This is a genomic window from Streptomyces californicus (genome assembly GCF_000717645.1).
Classification (GTDB): domain Bacteria; phylum Actinomycetota; class Actinomycetes; order Streptomycetales; family Streptomycetaceae; genus Streptomyces; species Streptomyces californicus.
This window is the reverse complement of the sequence record NZ_JNZZ01000007.1, coordinates 211651-228479: the sequence shown is the minus strand read 5'-3', so window position 1 is coordinate 228479 and position 16829 is coordinate 211651. Positions and strand designations below refer to the sequence as shown.

At 74.1% G+C, this 16829-nt stretch carries 13 protein-coding genes; 6 read left to right on the top strand and 7 right to left on the bottom strand.

Annotated features, from left to right (window positions below; genetic code table 11):
- Positions 1–281: 281 nt before the first annotated feature.
- Both IF19_RS0111915 and IF19_RS0111910 read right to left on the bottom strand, forming a co-directional pair.
- On the bottom strand, positions 282–1928 hold the full coding sequence (locus IF19_RS0111915) for an amidohydrolase (RefSeq protein WP_030116436.1): 1647 nt from the start codon (positions 1926–1928) through the stop codon (positions 282–284).
- Between the two features lie 71 nt (positions 1929–1999).
- On the bottom strand, positions 2000–2440 hold the full coding sequence (locus IF19_RS0111910; protein ID WP_030116435.1) for an Lrp/AsnC family transcriptional regulator: 441 nt from the start codon (positions 2438–2440) through the stop codon (positions 2000–2002).
- Positions 2441–2642: 202 nt separating this feature from the next.
- On the opposite strand from IF19_RS0111910, the gene IF19_RS0111905 reads away from it, so the two are divergent.
- The gene (locus tag IF19_RS0111905; RefSeq protein WP_030116434.1) at positions 2643–3041 is read left to right on the top strand and encodes a hypothetical protein; all 399 of its coding nucleotides are present in this window, start codon (positions 2643–2645) and stop codon (positions 3039–3041) included.
- A 262-nt stretch (positions 3042–3303) separates the two neighbouring features.
- On the top strand, positions 3304–3432 hold the full coding sequence (locus IF19_RS1000000138665; RefSeq protein WP_257135624.1) for a hypothetical protein: 129 nt from the start codon (positions 3304–3306) through the stop codon (positions 3430–3432).
- A gap of 13 nt (positions 3433–3445) precedes the next feature.
- Here IF19_RS1000000138665 and IF19_RS0111895 read toward each other — a convergent pair whose 3' ends face one another.
- Positions 3446–4618, bottom strand: coding sequence for an acyl-CoA dehydrogenase family protein (locus tag IF19_RS0111895; RefSeq protein WP_030116433.1), 1173 nt, complete (start codon positions 4616–4618; stop codon positions 3446–3448).
- A 448-nt stretch (positions 4619–5066) separates the two neighbouring features.
- Between IF19_RS0111895 and IF19_RS0111890 the strand changes: the two genes are divergently transcribed.
- Together IF19_RS0111890 and IF19_RS0111885 are read left to right on the top strand one after the other, a co-directional pair.
- The gene (locus tag IF19_RS0111890) at positions 5067–5945 is read left to right on the top strand and encodes a 3-hydroxyacyl-CoA dehydrogenase family protein (protein WP_030116432.1); all 879 of its coding nucleotides are present in this window, start codon (positions 5067–5069) and stop codon (positions 5943–5945) included.
- On the top strand, positions 5942–7222 hold the full coding sequence (locus IF19_RS0111885) for a YhgE/Pip domain-containing protein (protein WP_050493773.1): 1281 nt from the start codon (positions 5942–5944) through the stop codon (positions 7220–7222). Before IF19_RS0111890 ends, IF19_RS0111885 begins: the two co-directional genes overlap by 4 nt.
- A 45-nt stretch (positions 7223–7267) precedes the next feature.
- Here the strand turns inward: IF19_RS0111885 and IF19_RS0111880 are convergent, their stop codons facing one another.
- The 4 genes from IF19_RS0111880 to IF19_RS0111865 all read right to left on the bottom strand — a co-directional run bounded on the left by IF19_RS0111880 (position 7268) and on the right by IF19_RS0111865 (position 13435).
- The gene (locus IF19_RS0111880) at positions 7268–8335 is read right to left on the bottom strand and encodes a potassium channel family protein (protein WP_030116430.1); all 1068 of its coding nucleotides are present in this window, start codon (positions 8333–8335) and stop codon (positions 7268–7270) included.
- Positions 8336–8471: 136 nt separating this feature from the next.
- Positions 8472–8642 (bottom strand): hypothetical protein, encoded by a 171-nt coding sequence (locus tag IF19_RS1000000137635; RefSeq protein ID WP_169749609.1) that lies wholly within the window; start codon positions 8640–8642, stop codon positions 8472–8474.
- Positions 8643–8742: 100 nt separating this feature from the next.
- Entirely contained in the window at positions 8743–11916 is a 3174-nt protein-coding gene (locus tag IF19_RS01000000134655) for a DEAD/DEAH box helicase (RefSeq protein ID WP_234313186.1), read from the bottom strand.
- A 139-nt stretch (positions 11917–12055) separates the two neighbouring features.
- Entirely contained in the window at positions 12056–13435 is a 1380-nt protein-coding gene (locus IF19_RS0111865; RefSeq protein WP_030121223.1) for a peptidase C39 family protein, read from the bottom strand.
- A 409-nt stretch (positions 13436–13844) separates the two neighbouring features.
- On the opposite strand from IF19_RS0111865, the gene IF19_RS0111860 reads away from it, so the two are divergent.
- Complete coding sequence (locus IF19_RS0111860; RefSeq protein ID WP_030116426.1) at positions 13845–14474, top strand: uridine kinase family protein; 630 nt, start codon at positions 13845–13847, stop codon at positions 14472–14474.
- 357 nt (positions 14475–14831) lie between these two features.
- The gene (locus IF19_RS0111855) at positions 14832–16736 is read left to right on the top strand and encodes an AAA family ATPase (protein ID WP_030116425.1); all 1905 of its coding nucleotides are present in this window, start codon (positions 14832–14834) and stop codon (positions 16734–16736) included.
- Positions 16737–16829 lie beyond the last annotated feature (93 nt).

The window sequence follows — 16829 nt, the reverse complement described above, 5'->3', positions numbered from 1 at the left end:
CCCTCGCCCCCGAGGCGCGGGCGCTGAACCTGGCTGTCAGTGGCGGTGCGCCGGTGTGCGGCACACCCCCTCATGACCCAGCGGCGTTCGACGACTGCGTGGAGGTTCGACCGGTCGGACGTCCTGTGGTGGACCCGGCCGAACCTACCGGCCTCCGGCCGCTTTCTGTCAACACCCGCGCGACCTGCGGGTATGCCCGGAACTCGCTGGTCAGCGACGAAGGGCCGCAGGTCGCGGACCGGTGATCCGGCCACCGGCCGGCGGTACGAAATGTCCCGACGTCACTCGTTCGGTCGCACGTAGACCGTGTGTCCGAGGACCACGGTCCGCAGGCAGACGGGGAGGTCGGCCCCGGGCGTCAGGTCGGGCAGGCCGGGCGTGCCGGACCGGGGGTCGGTGGACCATCGGGCTACCCGGTCGTCGGGGGCTTGGACCAGGAGTTCGGCGGTGCGCCAGACGGCGTAGTCGGCCGGGGCGCCCGGCACGAGCAGCCCCCCGTCGTCGCGGCCGACGGCCCGCCAGCCGCCCCGGGTGTGGGCGGTGAAGGCGGCGCGGACCGAGACGCGGTGCTCCGGGGTGCGGTGGTGGGCGGCGGCCCGCACGGTGCCCCAGGGGTCGAGCGGGGTGACCGGGCTGTCGGAGCCGAAGGCGAGCGGCACGCCGGCGCGCAGCAGCGCCGCGTACGGGTTGAGGCCGGCGGCCCGCTCCGCGCCGAGCCGATCGGCGTACATGCCCTCCGGCCCGCCCCAGGCCGCGTCGAAGGCGGGCTGGACGGAGGCGGTGAGGCCCAGCTCGGCGAAGGCGGCGATCGTCTCGGGGGTGAGCATCTCGGCGTGCTCGACGCGGTGCCGGGCGGCTCGGATGCGGTCCAGGCTGAGCTTCTCGGCGGCGGCCCTGACCCCGTCGACGACGGCGGTGACCGCGGCGTCGCCGATCGCGTGGAAGCCCGCCTGGAGGCCCGCCTCGGTGCAGGCGGCGACGTGGGCGGCGATCCGGGCGGCGTCCAGGTGGGCCGTTCCGGTGTGCGGGGCGTCAGCGTAGGGCTCGTGCAGACAGGCGGTGTGCGAGCCGAGGGAGCCGTCGACGAAGAGGTCTCCGGCCGCGCCGAGCGCGCCGAGTTCGCGGAGGCGGCGGGCGTCCTTCTCGCCGGTGACCTCCTCGGCCCAGAGGCCGAGGACGCGCGGCCCCGGCCGTTCGGCGGCGAGGGCGAGGAGGCCGGTGAAGTCCTCCTCGTCGGAGATCTCGGGCCCGCCGCACTCGTGCACGCTGCCGATGCCGAGGGAGGCCGCGTGGTCGAGGGCGGCGCGCTGGGCGGCGGTCCGCTGGGCGGCGGGGAGCGCGTTGTGGGCGGCGGCCCGTACCGCGTGGTGGGCGTCGCCGGTCAGCGGCCCGTCCGGGTGGTACCCGCGCATCGCGGTGACGCCGGGGACGAGGTCCAGGAGGGCGGTGGTGACGACGGCGGAGTGGACGTCGATCCGCGGCAGGTAGAGGGCCCGGCCGCCGGCCGCCTCGTCGAGCTCGGCGCGCGAGGGGTGGCGCCGCTCGGGCCAGCGGGCCGCGTCCCAGCCGTGTCCGAGCAGGACGTCCCCGCCGGGGCGGCCGGCGCCGAACGCGCGGACGAGGCCGAGGGCCTCGGCGAGGGTGCGGGCCGCGGAGAGGTCGAGCCCGGTCAGGGCCAGGCCGGTGGCGGTGGTGTGCACGTGGGCGTCGGTGAACGCCGGGGTGACCAGGGCGCCTTCGAGGTCGACCACCTCGTCCACGCCGCTCGCGAAGGCGTCCGCCGCCCCCTCGGACCCCACCCAGGCGACATGCCCGCGTTCGACGACCATCGCGGTGGCGAACGGGTCGGCGGGGCTGTGGACGTCGCCGCCGCGCAGCAGCACGGTGCGGTGGTCGGGGGCGCTTCGGGGGGCGGTGCTCTGGCTCATGGGACCAGTCTCGCGCCTGCGGACCGGCGCCCGGCCCCCGGCCCCCCTTCCGGAGGACGGGCGCACCGGGCTCAGATCCGCGGGGGCCGGGCCTCGTACGGGGTGGAGAGAACGACCGTGGTCCGGGTCGAGACGCCCGCGAGCGTACGGATCCGGGTGAGCAGGTGCTCCAGCTCCAGGGGGGTCGCCACTCGCACCTTGAGGATGTAGTTCTCGTCCCCGGCGACGCTGTGGCACGCCTCCAGTTCGGGCACGCCGGCGAGCCGCTCGGCGATGTCGTCGGGGGCGCTCGGGTCGAACGGCTTCACCGAGATGAACGCGGTGAGCGGCAGCCCGACGGCCTCGGGGTCGACGACCGCGGCATAGCCGCGGATCACCCCGCGCTGCTCCAGCCGGCGGACACGCTGATGAACCGCCGAGGTGGACAGGCCCGTGGCCTTGCCCAGGTCGGTGTAGCTCATCCGCCCGTCCTTGACGAGCAAATCGACGATCTGACGGTCCAGCTCCTCCATATGGATCAACCTATGGCCCCGGAGCCGTGTCGGCACAGCCACGGGGACCGCTGAAGGGCATCTGCGGGCCGCGTGTGACGAACGCCACATGTTTACGGGTCAGTAGCGGGCGGCCGCGCGGTTACCGGCCAGGTGCGACGGGAAGTGCTTGCTGTGGTCGAGGCCACAGCGCCTTGTCGGCCCACCCGAGGGGGGAAATGTCATGCAGAGCCTGAAGCTCACTGGACGCACCGAACCGGAGCCTGTCGATCCGGACGACGACGGCACCGACGACGCGTACGACATGTTCGAGATGGTCCGGGTCATCTGCCCGGACTGCGCGCAGCCCATCGCGCTGCTGGCCGACGAGGACGCGCTGCCGGAGCACGCCCGCTGCCCCTCGCCGTGGAATCCGTTCGTCCTCACCGTCTGCGCCGGGACCGGCCGCGGTGTGGCCGACGCCCTGCCCGCGGACGAGACGCTGGAGCTCCAGGAGCAGGAGGCCGGGCTGCTGCTGACGCTGCCCCAGGGCCTCGACTGGCGGATGCAGCCCTTCTCGCACGCCGGAGGACCCGGCTCCCGTCCGCTGCGCGTACCGCGGATGCGGCGCGACGCCGCCTGAGCCGTACGCCCGAAGACGCCCCGCACCACGACGGCCGGGCCGCCGTGGTGCCGGAGTTCCGCCAGCGGTCACCCACGAACGGGCGGTCGACGTGGTTCGGCAGTGACCCCGGCCCGGCCCACCGCGTTGGCCCGGTATGACCACGCTGCCCTCGCCCGTCGGTTCCGGTCGTCGCCGACTCACCCCGCCCGCCCCCGAAGAATCGGTTCCGCAGCCGGGAGCGCCCGCTCAGCCGCTGCCCCGGCCCTCGGGGGCCCCGCTTATGGGCTCCCCCGCGGACCCGCCCATCTACGGCGCGCTGCTCAGCCAGTGGGAGAGCGCGGGCCGCACGGTGCCGGGCCGCCGCGACGCGGAGTGGAACCGGGCCGCGGCGTTCCCCTCCTGGACGTGAGGGGGCCAGCGCCTCAGCGCGTCTCGGGACCCGCGAGGTGGCGCGCGATGACCATGCGCTGGATCTGGTTGGTGCCCTCCACGATCTGGAGCACCTTCGCCTCGCGCATCAGCCGTTCGGCCGGGAAGTCGAGCGTGTAGCCGTAGCCGCCGAGCACCTGGACGGCGTCGGTGGTGACCCGCATGGCCGCGTCGGTGCAGAACAGCTTCGCCATGGCGGCCTGCCGGGAGAACGGCTGCCCCGCGTCCCTCAGCCGGGCCGCCTCCAGGTACAGCGCCCGGCCGGCCTCGATCTGGGTGGCCATGTCGGCGAGCATGAACCGCAGCCCCTGGAAGTCCGCGATGGGACGGCCGAACTGCCGCCGGTCGGTGGCGTACCGGACGGCCTCGTCCAGAGCCGCCTGGGCGACCCCGACGGCGCACGCGGCGATGCCGAGCCGCCCGGAGTCGAGGGCGGAGAGCGCGATGGCGAAGCCCTGCCCCTCCTCCCCGATGCGGCGGTCGTCGCCGACCCGTACGCCGTCGAAGTGGAGCTGGGCGGTGGGCGAGCCCTTCATCCCCATCTTCTTCTCGGGGATCGCGGCGTTCAGCCCCTCGGCGTCGCCGGGGACGAGGAAGGCGGTGATGCCGCGCGCCCCTTCGACCCCGGTCCTGGCCAGCACGGTGTAGAAGTCCGCGACGCCGCCGTGGGTGATCCACGCCTTGGTCCCGGTGATGACCCAGTCGTCCCCGTCCCGTACGGCCTTGGTGCGCAGGGAGGCCGCGTCGGAGCCGGAAGCGGGCTCGGAGAGGCAGTAGGCGCCCAGCAGGCCGCCGGAGAGCATGTCCGGGAGGTGGGCGGCGCGCTGATCGTCGGTGCCGAAACCGGCGAGGGCGTGGCAGGCCAGGGAGTGGACGCTGACGCCGAGTCCGACGGTGAGCCGGGCGGCGGCCAGTTCCTCCAGGACCTGGAGGTAGACCTCGTAGGGCTGGTCGCCGCCGCCGTGGGCGGAACCGTACGGGAGGCCCAGGAGTCCGGACTCGGACAGGAGGGAGAACACCTCGCGCGGGAAGACGCCCGCTTCCTCCTCCTCGGCCGTCCGGGGAGCGATCTCCTTCGACACGATGTCGCGGACGAGCTCGACGAGCTGCCGGGACTCCTCGGTGGGCAGACGGCGTTCCACCGGCTGCGGGGCACGGTCGGTCATGACGGCGCTCTCCTCCCTGTCGGGCGTTGCGACGGTCGCGCGCTCGGGGTGGGAGAGGCGCCGCCGGGTGATCCCCCGGAAGTGAACCGGGAAAAACAGACTGCCCGGCCGATCCTGCCCTCCCGGATCACAGGGGCGCGGTCATCGGCCGTGGCGCGTTGAGTATGCCCGATCGACGGGCTCCCGTCACGGGGGCGACGGGCCAGGTCACGGGCCCGAAGGGCCCTGGGGGAAGGTGAATTGGTCCGCACCATTGGCCCCACTGGTCTAGGTGGCGGCCGCGGGGGCCCCCTTCGCGTCGGTGGCCACTCCGCCCGGCCGCCCTCGGTGCGCCGACGCCCCCCTTGCCCCGTACGGCGGCATCCGTTCGCCGCCCGGCCGTCCCGCGCCGAGACTGGTCCGGCAGCCGGGAAGCGGCCGCGGTATCCGTACGGGAAGGGGCGCACCCATGTCCTTCGCACTGCCCGGGAACATCGAGGAACGGCCGGTCGCGGTCATCGGCGCGGGCACCCTCGGGCGTCGGATCGCGCTGATGTTCGCCGATCGCGGCGGGCTCGTCCGCATCCACGACAAGTCGGAGGAGGCCGGGGCCGCCGCCCGCCGTTACGTCGAGGAGCAGCTTCCGGATCTCGTCGCCCGCCTCGACGGCGGCAGGGCGGGCCGGGTGGTGGTCACCGACGACTTGGCCGAGGCCCTGTCGGACGCGTGGCTCGTGATCGAGGCCGTGCCCGAGCGGCTGGACCTGAAGAAGGAGATCTTCGGCGAACTCGACCGGACGGCGGCGCCCGACGCGATCCTGGCCAGCAACTCCTCCAGCTACGCGTCCAGTGAGTTCATCGACCGGGTCAGGCACCCCGAGCGCGTGCTGAACATCCACTTCTACATGCCGCCGCGGCAGAACGCCGTCGACATCATGTCGGACGGCGCGACCGCCCCCGGGGTCATGGAGCTGCTGAAGAAGGAGCTGCCCAAGTACGGGGTGTTCCCGTTCGAGGCTCACAAGGAGTCGACCGGCTTCATCTTCAACCGCATCTGGGCGGCCATCAAACGCGAGGCGCTCTCCGTGGTGGCGGAGGGGGTCTCCACCCCGCAGGACGTCGACGGGATGTGGAAGATCAACATGGGTGTCGAGGCGGGCCCCTTCCGGATGATGGACCAGGTCGGGCTCGATGTGGTCCTGGACATCGAGAACCACTACGCCGACGAGAACCCGCACCTCCCCTCCGGCCCCCGCGAGCTGCTCAAAACGTACGTGGACGCGGGACACCTCGGCGTCAAGACGGGCCGGGGCTTCTACACGTACGACCGGCCCGACGCGGCCGCATGACCTCCGGACGCCGACGGACGGCCGTGGACGCCGGGAGGCTCCGGACGGTGCTCGGGCACCCGAAGCTGTGGATCGTGCCCGGACTGCTCACCGCCCTGGTCTCCCTGGTGCTGTCCCTGCTGTACATGGGCGGCATCCTCGAACCGGAGGACCGGCTGCACCGTTTCCCGGTCGCCCTGGTCAACGAGGACACGGGCCGGCCGCTGCCGGGGGCGGAGCAGAACCTGGGCGCCCGGATCAGCGCCCAGGTCGTCGGCGCCGCCTCGTCCGACGAGGTGCGGTGGCGGCGGCTGGACCCCGCGGAGCTCAAGGACCAGCTCGCCTCGGGGAAGGTCTACGGGGCCCTCGTCATCCCGGAGGACTTCACGGACGACGTACGGTCGCTCGGCGGCCGTGACGCCGCCCGGCCCACCCTGACCGTGCTCACCAACCCCGGCATGGGCAGCTTCGGTTCGTCCTTCGCGTCCCGTATCGCCCAGCAGGCCGCGCGGAAGGCGTCGACCGGGATCGGCGAGCAGATCGGGGGCTCCCCCGCGTTCGCCGACGCGAGCGCCGCGGAGAGGCTGCTGCTCGCGGACCCGGTGGAGGTGGTCACCGAGACCGGGCATCCGATCGGCGGCCACAGCGGGCTGGGGCTCAGCGCGTTCTACTACACGCTGCTGCTCGTCCTGGCGGGGTTCCTGGGCGGCAACATCATCCACAACGGCGTCGACACCGCTCTCGGGTACGCGGACGCGGAGATCGGGCCGTGGCACACGCGTCGCCCCACCATCCCCGTCAACCGCACCGAGACCTTGCTGCTGAAGTCGGTCATGACGGCGGTGCTGTGCCTGCCGATGACCGCCCTGGTGATGCTGGCGTGCATCACGGTGCTGGGGATGGACGCCTCGCACATCCCGCTGCTCGCGCTGTTCTCGTACTGCTCGTGCCTGAGCGTGGGGCTGGGCGTCCAGGCGATCAACGCCGCCTTCGGGAGCATCGGCCAGATCGTGTCGATGTTCGTGTTCATCGCCCTGGCCCTGCCGTCCTCAGGAGCCACGATCCCGCTGGAGGCCGTACCCGGCTTCTACCGGTTCCTCGCCGTCTTCGAGCCCATGCGCCAGCTCGTCTCCGGGGTCCGGGCCATCCTCTACTTCGACGCGCGCGCGGACGCCGGGCTGGGACGTGCCTGGATCATGCTCGCGGTCGGGTTCGCCCTCGCGCTGGTCTTCGGTTTCCTGATGACCCGCTACTACGACCGCAAGGGCCTGCACCGCATGGTGCCGCAGCCGGGCTGACGCGGTGGCCGCCGGTACGGAAGCGGGAGCGGGCCCTCCGGCCGCTCAGCCCTTCCCCTCGTGGCCGGGCCGCCGCCGGTGGGACGCGGGGGTCTCGCGGGCGATGACCAGGCGGTCGTCGGCGCGGACGGCGCCGATCCGGGGGTCGCTGTAGCGCAGGGGCCTGCCGTCGCGGACCACGGCCAGCACGGACTCGGCGATCTGCCGGGGGTCGCGGCCGACCTCGTCCGGTTCCGGGGAGCGTTCGGCGACCTCCAGCCCGAGTCCGGCGGAGAGCAGCTCCTCCAGCACGGTGCCGACGGATGGGCTCAGCGAGGCGACGCCGAGCAGGTGTCCGGCGGTCTCGGAGGAGGTGATGACGTTGTCCGCGCCGCCTTCGCGCAGCAGGGCGACGTTCTCGGCGCGGGCCACGGAGGCGGTGATGACGGCGGAGGCGTTCATCCGGCGGGCGGTCAGGGCCGCGAGGACGGCGGTGTCGTCGCTCGCGGTGGCGATCAGCACGTGCCCCGCCTTGCCCAGCTCCGCCCGTGCCAGCACGTCGGAGCGGGTCCCGTCGCCGACGATGCCGACGAGGCCGTGCCGGTTCGCCTCGCCGACGGCGGACGCGGCGGCGTCGACCACCACGATCTCCCGGGGCTCGGTGCCCCGCGCCCGCAGGGTGGCCACCGCGGCCCGGCCCTTGGTGCCGTAGCCGACCACCACGGTGTGGTTGCGCACCTTGCCCCTCCAGGTCTGCTCGCGCCACTCGGCGCGGGTCCGCTCCGTCAGCGCGCTGATGGTGGTGCCGACCAGGACCAGCAGGAAGCCGAGGCGCAGAGGGGTGATCACCAGGGTGTTCACGATGCGCGCCGAGTCACTGGCCGGGACGACGTCCCCGTACCCGATCGTGGTGAGGGTGACGGCCGAGTAGTAGAAGCTCGTCAGCAGCCCGAGCGGGTGGCCGGTGGAGTCGCGGTAGCCGCTGCGGCCGAGGTAGACGACCGCCGTGCCGAGGAGGATGAGCGCGAACGCGAGGGCGAGCCGGGAGACGATGATCCGGAACGGTCCGCGCGGCCGGTAGGGGAACCCGAAACGGGACTGTCGGCCCGCCTGGTCCTCGCCCTGAACGTCCACAGGGCCGAGTCTCCGGCACAACCGGAACGGCTACCACCGGAAGGATTCCGGGGCCGGCCCACGGCACCGCCGCGCGGCCCCCTCGCCGTGCGTGGCCGCCCCGCGCCGGGTGTACGGCCGGGGCGGCCGGGTCGGGTCAGTCGTCGTCGCGGCTGCCCGGCTCCGGGGGGAGGCCCACTTCCTCGCGGTCCTCCTCCACGCGGTCCTCCAGCCTCCTCTCGTCGGGGCGGCGGGGCATGCCGCGGCCATGACCGGTGTCGGGGTCGCCCTCGACCTCGTCGTTCGACTTGTGGTGGTGGTGAGCCATCGGTCGCTCCTCGTGCTCGGAGGCGGCGGAACGGATGGTTCGAGCGTCGCACGAGTGCCCGTGCCGCACGACCGGGGGCGGCCGCCCCCGGTCGGGGTGGTCAGTCCCGCAGCGCCGTGTACGCCTCGAACGGGCCCGCGGCCAGTCGGTCGCCGCGCGTGAAGACGGCGGCTCCGCGACGTCCGGCCGACGGGTCCGCCGGGTCGGCGGGCGGGAACAGGTGCGTGGTCTCCTCGCCGTCGGCGACGTGGGTCGTCACGGTCAAGCCGTCCCACAGGCGGACCACCGCTCCCGGCGGAGCCCACACCCGGGCCGTGTCGCCGTCGAGGGTGAGGCGCGCGCCGGTGGCGCGTTCCGCGAGGAGGGCGCGGTAGCGGTCCGGGGTGAGGACGCAGTCGCCCGGCGGGGTCGTGCCCCTCCAGTCGGGCGCGTTGATGCCCCGGGCCCGGGCCGCGTCCCACAGACGGGGGACGAGCCGGGGCGCGAGCGGGGCCGTGGCCATGCGCTCGCACATCCACAGCAGCCGTCCGGCTCCCCGGCCCGGGCCCAGGGCGCGCCAGCGGATGCGCAGCGCGAGGTCGGCGGCCACGACGGCGACCCAGGGGTGGACGGTGCCGAGGGGGCCCTGCGCGCCCAGCCAGGCCAGATAGCGCCGCGCCTCCTCCAGGATGCCGGTCATGGATTCGACGGGGATGCCGAGGACGTAGGCGGGCCGGCCGCGGAAGAGGCGGGGGCGGTCCGCCGCGAGCAGCAGGACCGCGCGGGCGAGGTCGCCGGCCTGCGGTCGCTGCTCGCCGTCGGGCGCGGGTCCCTCCGTCGGACCGATCCCCCACGGGTCGTCCGTCTCCGCGTCCTCGGCCTCGCGCAGGACCCGACGCAGAGCGGCCTTCGCCCGCTCGGTGAACGGCGCCTGTTCGAGTACGGGCAGGCGGGTGCTGAGCAGGAAGGCGAGCGCCCGCTCGGCCGCGAGCGGATCGTCGGGCACCGGCGCTTGCCCCAGCGCCGTCGCCATGTCGTCGGCGACCGCGGCGTCCACCATGAAGCGGCTGGTCAGCCGGCCCAGGGGGCTGGGTTCCAGGCGGTCCGCGTCCGCGGTGGGCCGGAGGCAGCCCACCAGGGCGAGGAACCGCGCGGCGTCGTGCAGCGGTTCGACGCTGTCGTGGCCCTGGTACGCGGCGAACGTGCCGGCCCACCAGCGCTCCGCTTCCTCCAGGGTCGACAGCCTCTCCTGCACGGTCTCGGCGAGGAGGTGGTCGGGCAGGTGCTCGTCGAGCCGCGACCGTACGGTGTACCCGGCGGCCAGCCGGGCCTGCCAGTGGGCCCGTTCGGCCGGGTCGCACAGCAGGAACGCCCAGCCCTCGCGCTCACCGGCGCCGATGCGCCCGGCGCGGCCGAACATCTGCTGGACCATCGACACCTCGACCCGGTCCAGTCCCAGGGTCGTGTCGCGGACGATCACCGCCCGGGCGGGCAGGTTGACGCCGGCCGCCACCGTGGAGGTGGCCACCAGGATCTCCGCCTCGCGGGCGCGGAACGCCTGCTCGGCCTCCCGCTTGTACGGCCAGTCCCGGTAGTGCAGCCGTACGCCCGCCTTGGTGCACAGCCGTTCCACCTCCTCGGCGTCGTCGGCGTCCACGCCGGTGACGGGCACGCCCCGGTCGGCGGCCAGCGCGAGCGCCGTGGACCGTACCCCGCGTTTGCTGCCGCAGAAGACGAGGACGCTGCCGCCGTCGCCGGTGACCTGGCGGGTGATGCGGACGGCGGCCTCGGTGCGGACGGCGGCGCGACGCGTCCGGTCGGCCTCGTCGACCGGGGGCAGGAGGGGCAGTTGCCAGGTGAGCCGGGTGGGCCGCCAGACGGTGCGGACGAGCCGGGCACCGAGCCAGTCCGCGACCTCGTCCGCGTTGGCGACCGTCGCGGACAGGCCGACGATGCGGGTGGCCGCGCTGTCGTCCCGTACGCGGGCGAGCAGCGCCTCCAGGACCGCGCCGCGCGTCGGGTCGCCGAGCAGATGGATCTCGTCGACGACCAGGCAGCCGACCTCGGCGAGCGCGTCCCGCAACGAGCCGGCGCGGCAGATCGCCTCGAACTTCTCGGTGGTGGCGACCCAGACGTCGGCCGACCGGATCAGCTCCGTGTCCACCGCCGCCTCACCGGTCAGGCGCACCACCCGCAGTCCCCGGTCACGCCACAGCCTCAGTTCGCGGTCGAGTTCGTCGGTGAGCGAGCGCTGCGGCACCAGCCAGGCGGCCTTGCGGCCGCGGGCGTGCGCCTCCAGGGCGGCGACCATCCCGATCGGGGTCTTTCCCGCGCCCGTCGGCGCCACGACGACGAGGTGCCCGGTGCCCTCCAGCACCGCCGGGACGGCGGCGGCCTGCACCGGGTTGAACGACGGGTGCGGCAGCATGGCGGCCCAGGCGTCGGGCACGAGGCTGCCGACGGGCACGTACGCCTCGACGGCGCCCTCCGGCAGCTCCTCCAGCGCGTCCCACTGGGCGGCGAAGGCGTCCCGGGCCGCGGCCGCCCAGCGACCGGTGGCCGGGGCGGCGCCGTCCGGACCGGCCGCGACCAGTTCGGTGCGGTCGCCGGTGTCCCCGACCGTGCCGACCTGCCCGGCCTCCTCCCAGTACCCGCTGACCCGGTACGGAACACCCCGCTCCTCCAGCCACGCCCGCAGGGCCCCGTACGCCGCGCCCTCGGGAAGGATCACCCGCACGTCATCGGCCGCCGCGAGCGCCGCGTCGGCCGGGCGCCACGCGGGGTCGGCGGTCGCGCACCACAGCAGCGCGCGCGGTTCGGTCGCGTCGGGCGCCTCCAGGTCCCCCGGCCACACCGGTCCGGTGACCATGCGCACCCGGAGGGGCGGCTGCCCCGGGACGCGCACGACCGCGGTCACGGCGACGTCCGGCCGGTCCGAGCGGCTCACGGCCGGCGCGGACGCCGGGCCGGGCCGGGGCGAGCGCACGGCCTGGCCGGGCACCTTTCCGGCCAGTTGGTCGTACCGCTTCACCCCGAGATCCGCGAGAGTGAACGCGGCGGGACAAGAGGGACAGACGAGCGCCGTGTACTGGTAGGTGCGCCCCTGGGACTCGTACGGCTTGCGCAGGGCGTGGAGTTCGCCGCCGCACTCGGGGCAGCGGCGTCCCACTGCCTCCTCGTAACTCCACCCCGGCTCCGTGAACCGCTCCGGGAACTTCCCTCCCAGCGCGACCCCCCACCGCTCCCGCACCAGGTCGGTGACCGATCCCCGCACGCCGGCCTCGTCACTACGCATGCCCCCACTGTGGCATCCCGTGATCATCGCGCGCCGGGCGATCGCGAAGTTCTCCCGCCCGAGCACCCGGTGGCGGCGCGGCCCCGGACCGGCCCGGAGCCGCCTCAGGGGCGCCGCCGGGCCGCGGGGCCGCCCGCGCTCACACCAGGCCCAGCTCCCGCAGCACGCGCCGCCGGGACGGCGAGAGGTCCGAGGGCCAGTAGACGTAGCAGACCCCGCCGGTGCCGCTCCGTACGGCGCCGTTGGCGTCGTACCGCTTGGTCCGCAGCCAGATGTTCTCGAACTCCCGCCGCCGGTAGACGCGGCGCACCGCCCGGTTGTCGGGGGACGCGGGGTCGTTGGCGATGACGTCGCCCTCGCGGGTGAAGCCGATGACCGTCATCAGGTGGCCGGCCGTCCCGTAGCCCGCCCCGGTCAGCTCCTCCTTCAGGAAGGACTGGGAGGTGATGACCGGGATGCCCACGCGGATCAGCCGCTCCACGTCGTCGAGCGAGCCGAGGCGGGTGACGACGGCGTTCAGGTCGCGGTACGTCGCGGCGTACGCGGCGTTGAACGGCCAGTTGCCGCAACCCTCGTACTGGTAGTCGTAGGTGTACCGGGCCGCGTGGCAGACCTGGGGGTCGGGCAGGCCGGGCTTGACCCAGGCCAGGTCGCGGGCGGTGGGGCGGCGGCCCCAGTACTCGATGATCATCTGCGAGGAGGTGGGGCTGCACCACGCCTCGCCGCCGTTGTCGTACTCGGGGTACTGCCCGATGTGGACGTTCTGCGAGTAGCGGGGCACCGGCAGTTCGCGGGCGGGGCCCGCGGCGCTCGCGGGGACGGTGAAGCGGTCGGGGACGTCGGAGGCCATCGCGCCGGCCCGCCACACGGTCGGGGTGAGGCGGCTGCCCGGGGTGCGGTACAGCGTCAGCCGCAGCCGGTAGGAGACCAGGCGCACGCCGCTCGCCGGGTCGTCCACCGAGAGGGTGTCGGTCCACACGGTGCTGTGCGGGTCTCCCTGGCCGTCCACGGAGGTGCGGCGGATGTCGCCGTCGCCCGAGGCCCAGCGGCCCATCACGAACCAGGGGGTCGCGGTGCCGTCCGCGTACCGGCCGCTCAGCTCGGTCTGGATCCAGGTGCCCGCCGGGGTCCGGGCGTTCCAGGAGGCGATCACCTCGGTGGCGGGGACGGCGCAACGGTGCTCGGGCGAGGTCCAGACGGCGTACTCCCACGCGGCCGTCGTACCGGTGTGCGGGTCGGTGTAGTCGCTGCGGCCGGCCGGGGACGCGATCACCAGACCGGGCCGGAGGCCGGGGAGGACCCGGGTCCCGTCCCCGGCGCCGCGGCGCCAGTCGGTGTAGGTGTGCCAGAAGCGGTTGTCCACGAGGGCCTTCGGAGCGGCGGACGGGCGAGCGGTCGGGCCGCCGGACGTTGATGGGGCGGGCGAGGCGAACGCGGCGGAGGCGGTCGCCGCGGAGGCGCCGGCCGCCGCGGCGATCGCGGCGGTCAGAACGGTCCTGCGCGAAGTCGGACTGGTCATGGGCGTGACCCCCGGTCTGATGCGGTGACGGGTACGGAAACTGGTCTGCGGGTGCGGTGGGGCGCGAGGGTGCGGTGGGGCGCCGCGCCGGGGCGGGCGATCCGTGCGCCGGTGTGTGCCGTGCCGTGCGACGCGTGTGTGGTGCGGTGTGGTGCCGTGCGACGCGTGCGTGGAGCGGGGTGGTGCCGGGCGAACGTGTACGTGGAGCAGTGGTGCCGTGCGAACGTACGTGGAGCAGTGGTGCCGTGCCGTGCGCCAACTATCCCGGTGGCGCGCGGGTCGGGCCAGCGGTTCGACCGTGGCCGCCGGACCAATATGGGTCTGGACCACTGGCGGCCGACGGCCCGGGCCACGGCCATGACCTGCCACGCCTCCCGGACGCCCGCGTGCCGGAACGTACCCTGGGGCCATGGACGACCTGGCCCGCCACGCCGAAGAGCTCGCCGCACTCCCCCCGTCCTGCGGGCCCGTCCGGCTGGTCGCCGTGGACGGGCACGCCGGTTCGGGCAAGAGCACCTTCGCCGCCCGCCTCGCGGCCGCGCTGGGCGGCGCGCCGGTCCTCCACCTGGACGATCTCGCCACGCACGAGGAGCTGTTCGGCTGGGCGGGGCGGCTGCGGGACCAGGTGCTGCTGCCGCTCTCGCGCGGTGAGACCGCGCGCTACGCCCCGTACGACTGGACGGAGCGCCGCTTCGGGCCGGCTCGCACCCTGGAGCCGGCCCCGGTGGTACTGGTGGAGGGGGTCGGCGCGGGCCGTCGCGAGGTGCGGCCGTGGCTGGCGGCGCTGTGCTGGATGGAGTTGGGGCGCGAGGAGTCCTGGGAGCGGGGCAGGCGACGGGACGGCTCGGCGCTCACCGGTTTCTGGGACGGGTGGACGCGGGCAGAGGAGCGGCATTTCGCCGAGGACCCGTCACGGCCCCACGCCGACGCGCTGGTACGTCAGTTGCCGGTGGGATACGGGTGGTCGCCGGGGCCGGCCGTGACAGCGGGAGTGAACCGCGACGTCACGGACGGTAGCCGAATCGGCCCGTCTCGTTGAGCCGTCGGAATTCGACCCCGAAGGGCCCCAACTCTGCTTGACCGGGGGCCCGTACTGGTCTTACGTTCTCATTGTGCGGCTTTTCGGAGCCCCCGCAGACGCGAAGCCCCCGGTTGTTCCCCCGTGATCGGGGGCTTCGCCCTGCGCTCACCCCCCATTCCGGCGACTACGCAGAGCGATCCCCTCACTCTCGGTCACCGCCCCCGGCGCTCGGCCGTCGGGCGGATGCTCCCCCGTGCGCGGGTACGATGCACCTCGGTGTGGTCAATTCCCTTCCCCCGCGCCGTGATTCAGCACGCTCAGGTGGGCATGCTGTGCGGGCGGGACATCCTGGGGGCACGGTTTGTGGGGGACCTGATGAACATCGGCACACAGGGCGCCGGCGCCCCTGCCGACCTCGCCTGGCTGCGTGGCATGGACGCCTACACGATGGGCGCCTATCCGCAGGCCGAGGAGGAGTTCAGGGCTGCGGTGCGGCTCGATCCGGGCATGGCGGACGGCTGGCTCGGCCTCCACGCGCTGCGCGTCGACACCACGACGGCCCTGTTACGCATGTACCAGCACCGCGACCGCTTCGGCGAGCAGCGCACACGCCACCGGCGCACGCTCAACTCCTGGTACTGGCTCGGCTGGTGGGTGCAGCCGGTGCTGGAGAGCGCCCGTGATCTGCTGCTGGCGCACGCCTCGCACTGGCTGGACGGCCGCCATGTGCCGGAGCTGGACCGGGCGTTGGCCGGGCTGCCGCCGGTGGACACGGACCCGCAGGTGCGGTTCCTGCACGCCTGCCGCTCGTATCTGGTCAAGGACTGGGAGCAGTTGGTGCGCTGCACCGAGCAGCTCGTCGACGATCCGATGCTGGGCATCGAGGCCGGGCTGTTCGGCGGGATGGCCCGGGTGCGACTGGAGATGTTCGGGCAGGCGGAGCCGCTCCTGTCGGCCGCGCTGATGCGATGTCGCAGTGAGCAGCCGCAGCGCAAGGAGCTGCGTTACTGGCTGGCGCGCGCCCATGAGGGCACCGGGCGCAGCGCGGCCGCCCTCCCGCTGTACCGGGCGGTGCACCGGGTCGACCCGGCGTTCATGGACACCTCGGCCCGGCTCGCGGCGCTGGTGGAGGGCGACGGGTACGACGAGGCGGCGGATCTGGCCGCGGTGTCCCTGTCCGGTTTCGGCGCGGGGGCCCCGGGCGCTGAGGCGTTGCCGGAGGGGGACGCGCTGCTGGGCCTCGATCCGCTGGACGGGCGCGAGGCGTGGCCGCTGGGCGACGGGGTGCTGCTCGGGGACGAGCCGGCGCCGGGCCCTCCCGATCCGGTCGAGGGGTCCCGCCGCACCAGGATCCGCAAGCCGCCGCCCTTCCCCGCCGGGCCCAGCGATCCCGCCCTGCTGGCCGATGCGCTGGCGCAGTTGGAGCGGATGGTCGGCCTGGAGCCGGTGAAGCGGCAGGTGAAGGCGCTCTCGGCGCAGCTCAACATGGCGCGGCTGCGGGCCGAGCAGGGGCTGCCCGTGCAGCCGCCGAAGCGCCACTTCGTCTTCTCCGGCCCCTCCGGCACCGGCAAGACGACGGTGGCGCGCATCCTGGGCCGGGTGTTCTACGCCCTCGGGCTGCTCGGCGGCGACCATCTGGTCGAGGCGCAACGGTCCGATCTGGTCGGGGAGTTCCTCGGCCAGACGGCGGTGAAGGCCAATGAGCTGATCGACTCGGCGCTGGGCGGGGTGCTCTTCGTCGACGAGGCGTACAGCCTGGCCAACTCCGGTTACAGCAAGGGGGACGCGTACGGAGACGAGGCGCTCCAGGTGCTCCTGAAGCGGGCCGAGGACAACCGGGACCATCTCGTCGTCATCCTCGCGGGGTACCCGGAGGGCATGGACCGGCTGCTCGCCACCAACCCGGGGCTCTCCTCCCGCTTCACCACCCGGGTCGACTTCCCCAGCTACCGGCCGCTCGAACTCACCGCGATCGGGGGCGTCCTGGCCGCCGAGAACGACGACGTGTGGGACGAGGAGTCGGTGGACGAGCTGCGGTCCATCAGCGGCCATGTGGTGGACCAGGGGTGGATCGACGAACTGGGCAACGGCCGCTTCCTGCGGACGCTGTACGAGAAGAGCTGCGCCTACCGCGATCTGCGGCTCTCCGGCTACCGGTCCGCGCCGACCCGGGAGGATCTGTCGACGCTGCGGCTCCCGGACCTGATGCAGGCGTACGGCGAGGTGCTGTCGGGGCGCGGGCCCGTGGGCCGGGGCAGGCAGGAGCCGGGCGCGGTGTGAGGCCGTACCGGAGGAGGTGTTCCTCCGGTACGGCCCCGTACGCGTGCGAGGGGCGCGGCGGCCACCCGTACGGCGTGGCTGCCGCACCCCTCG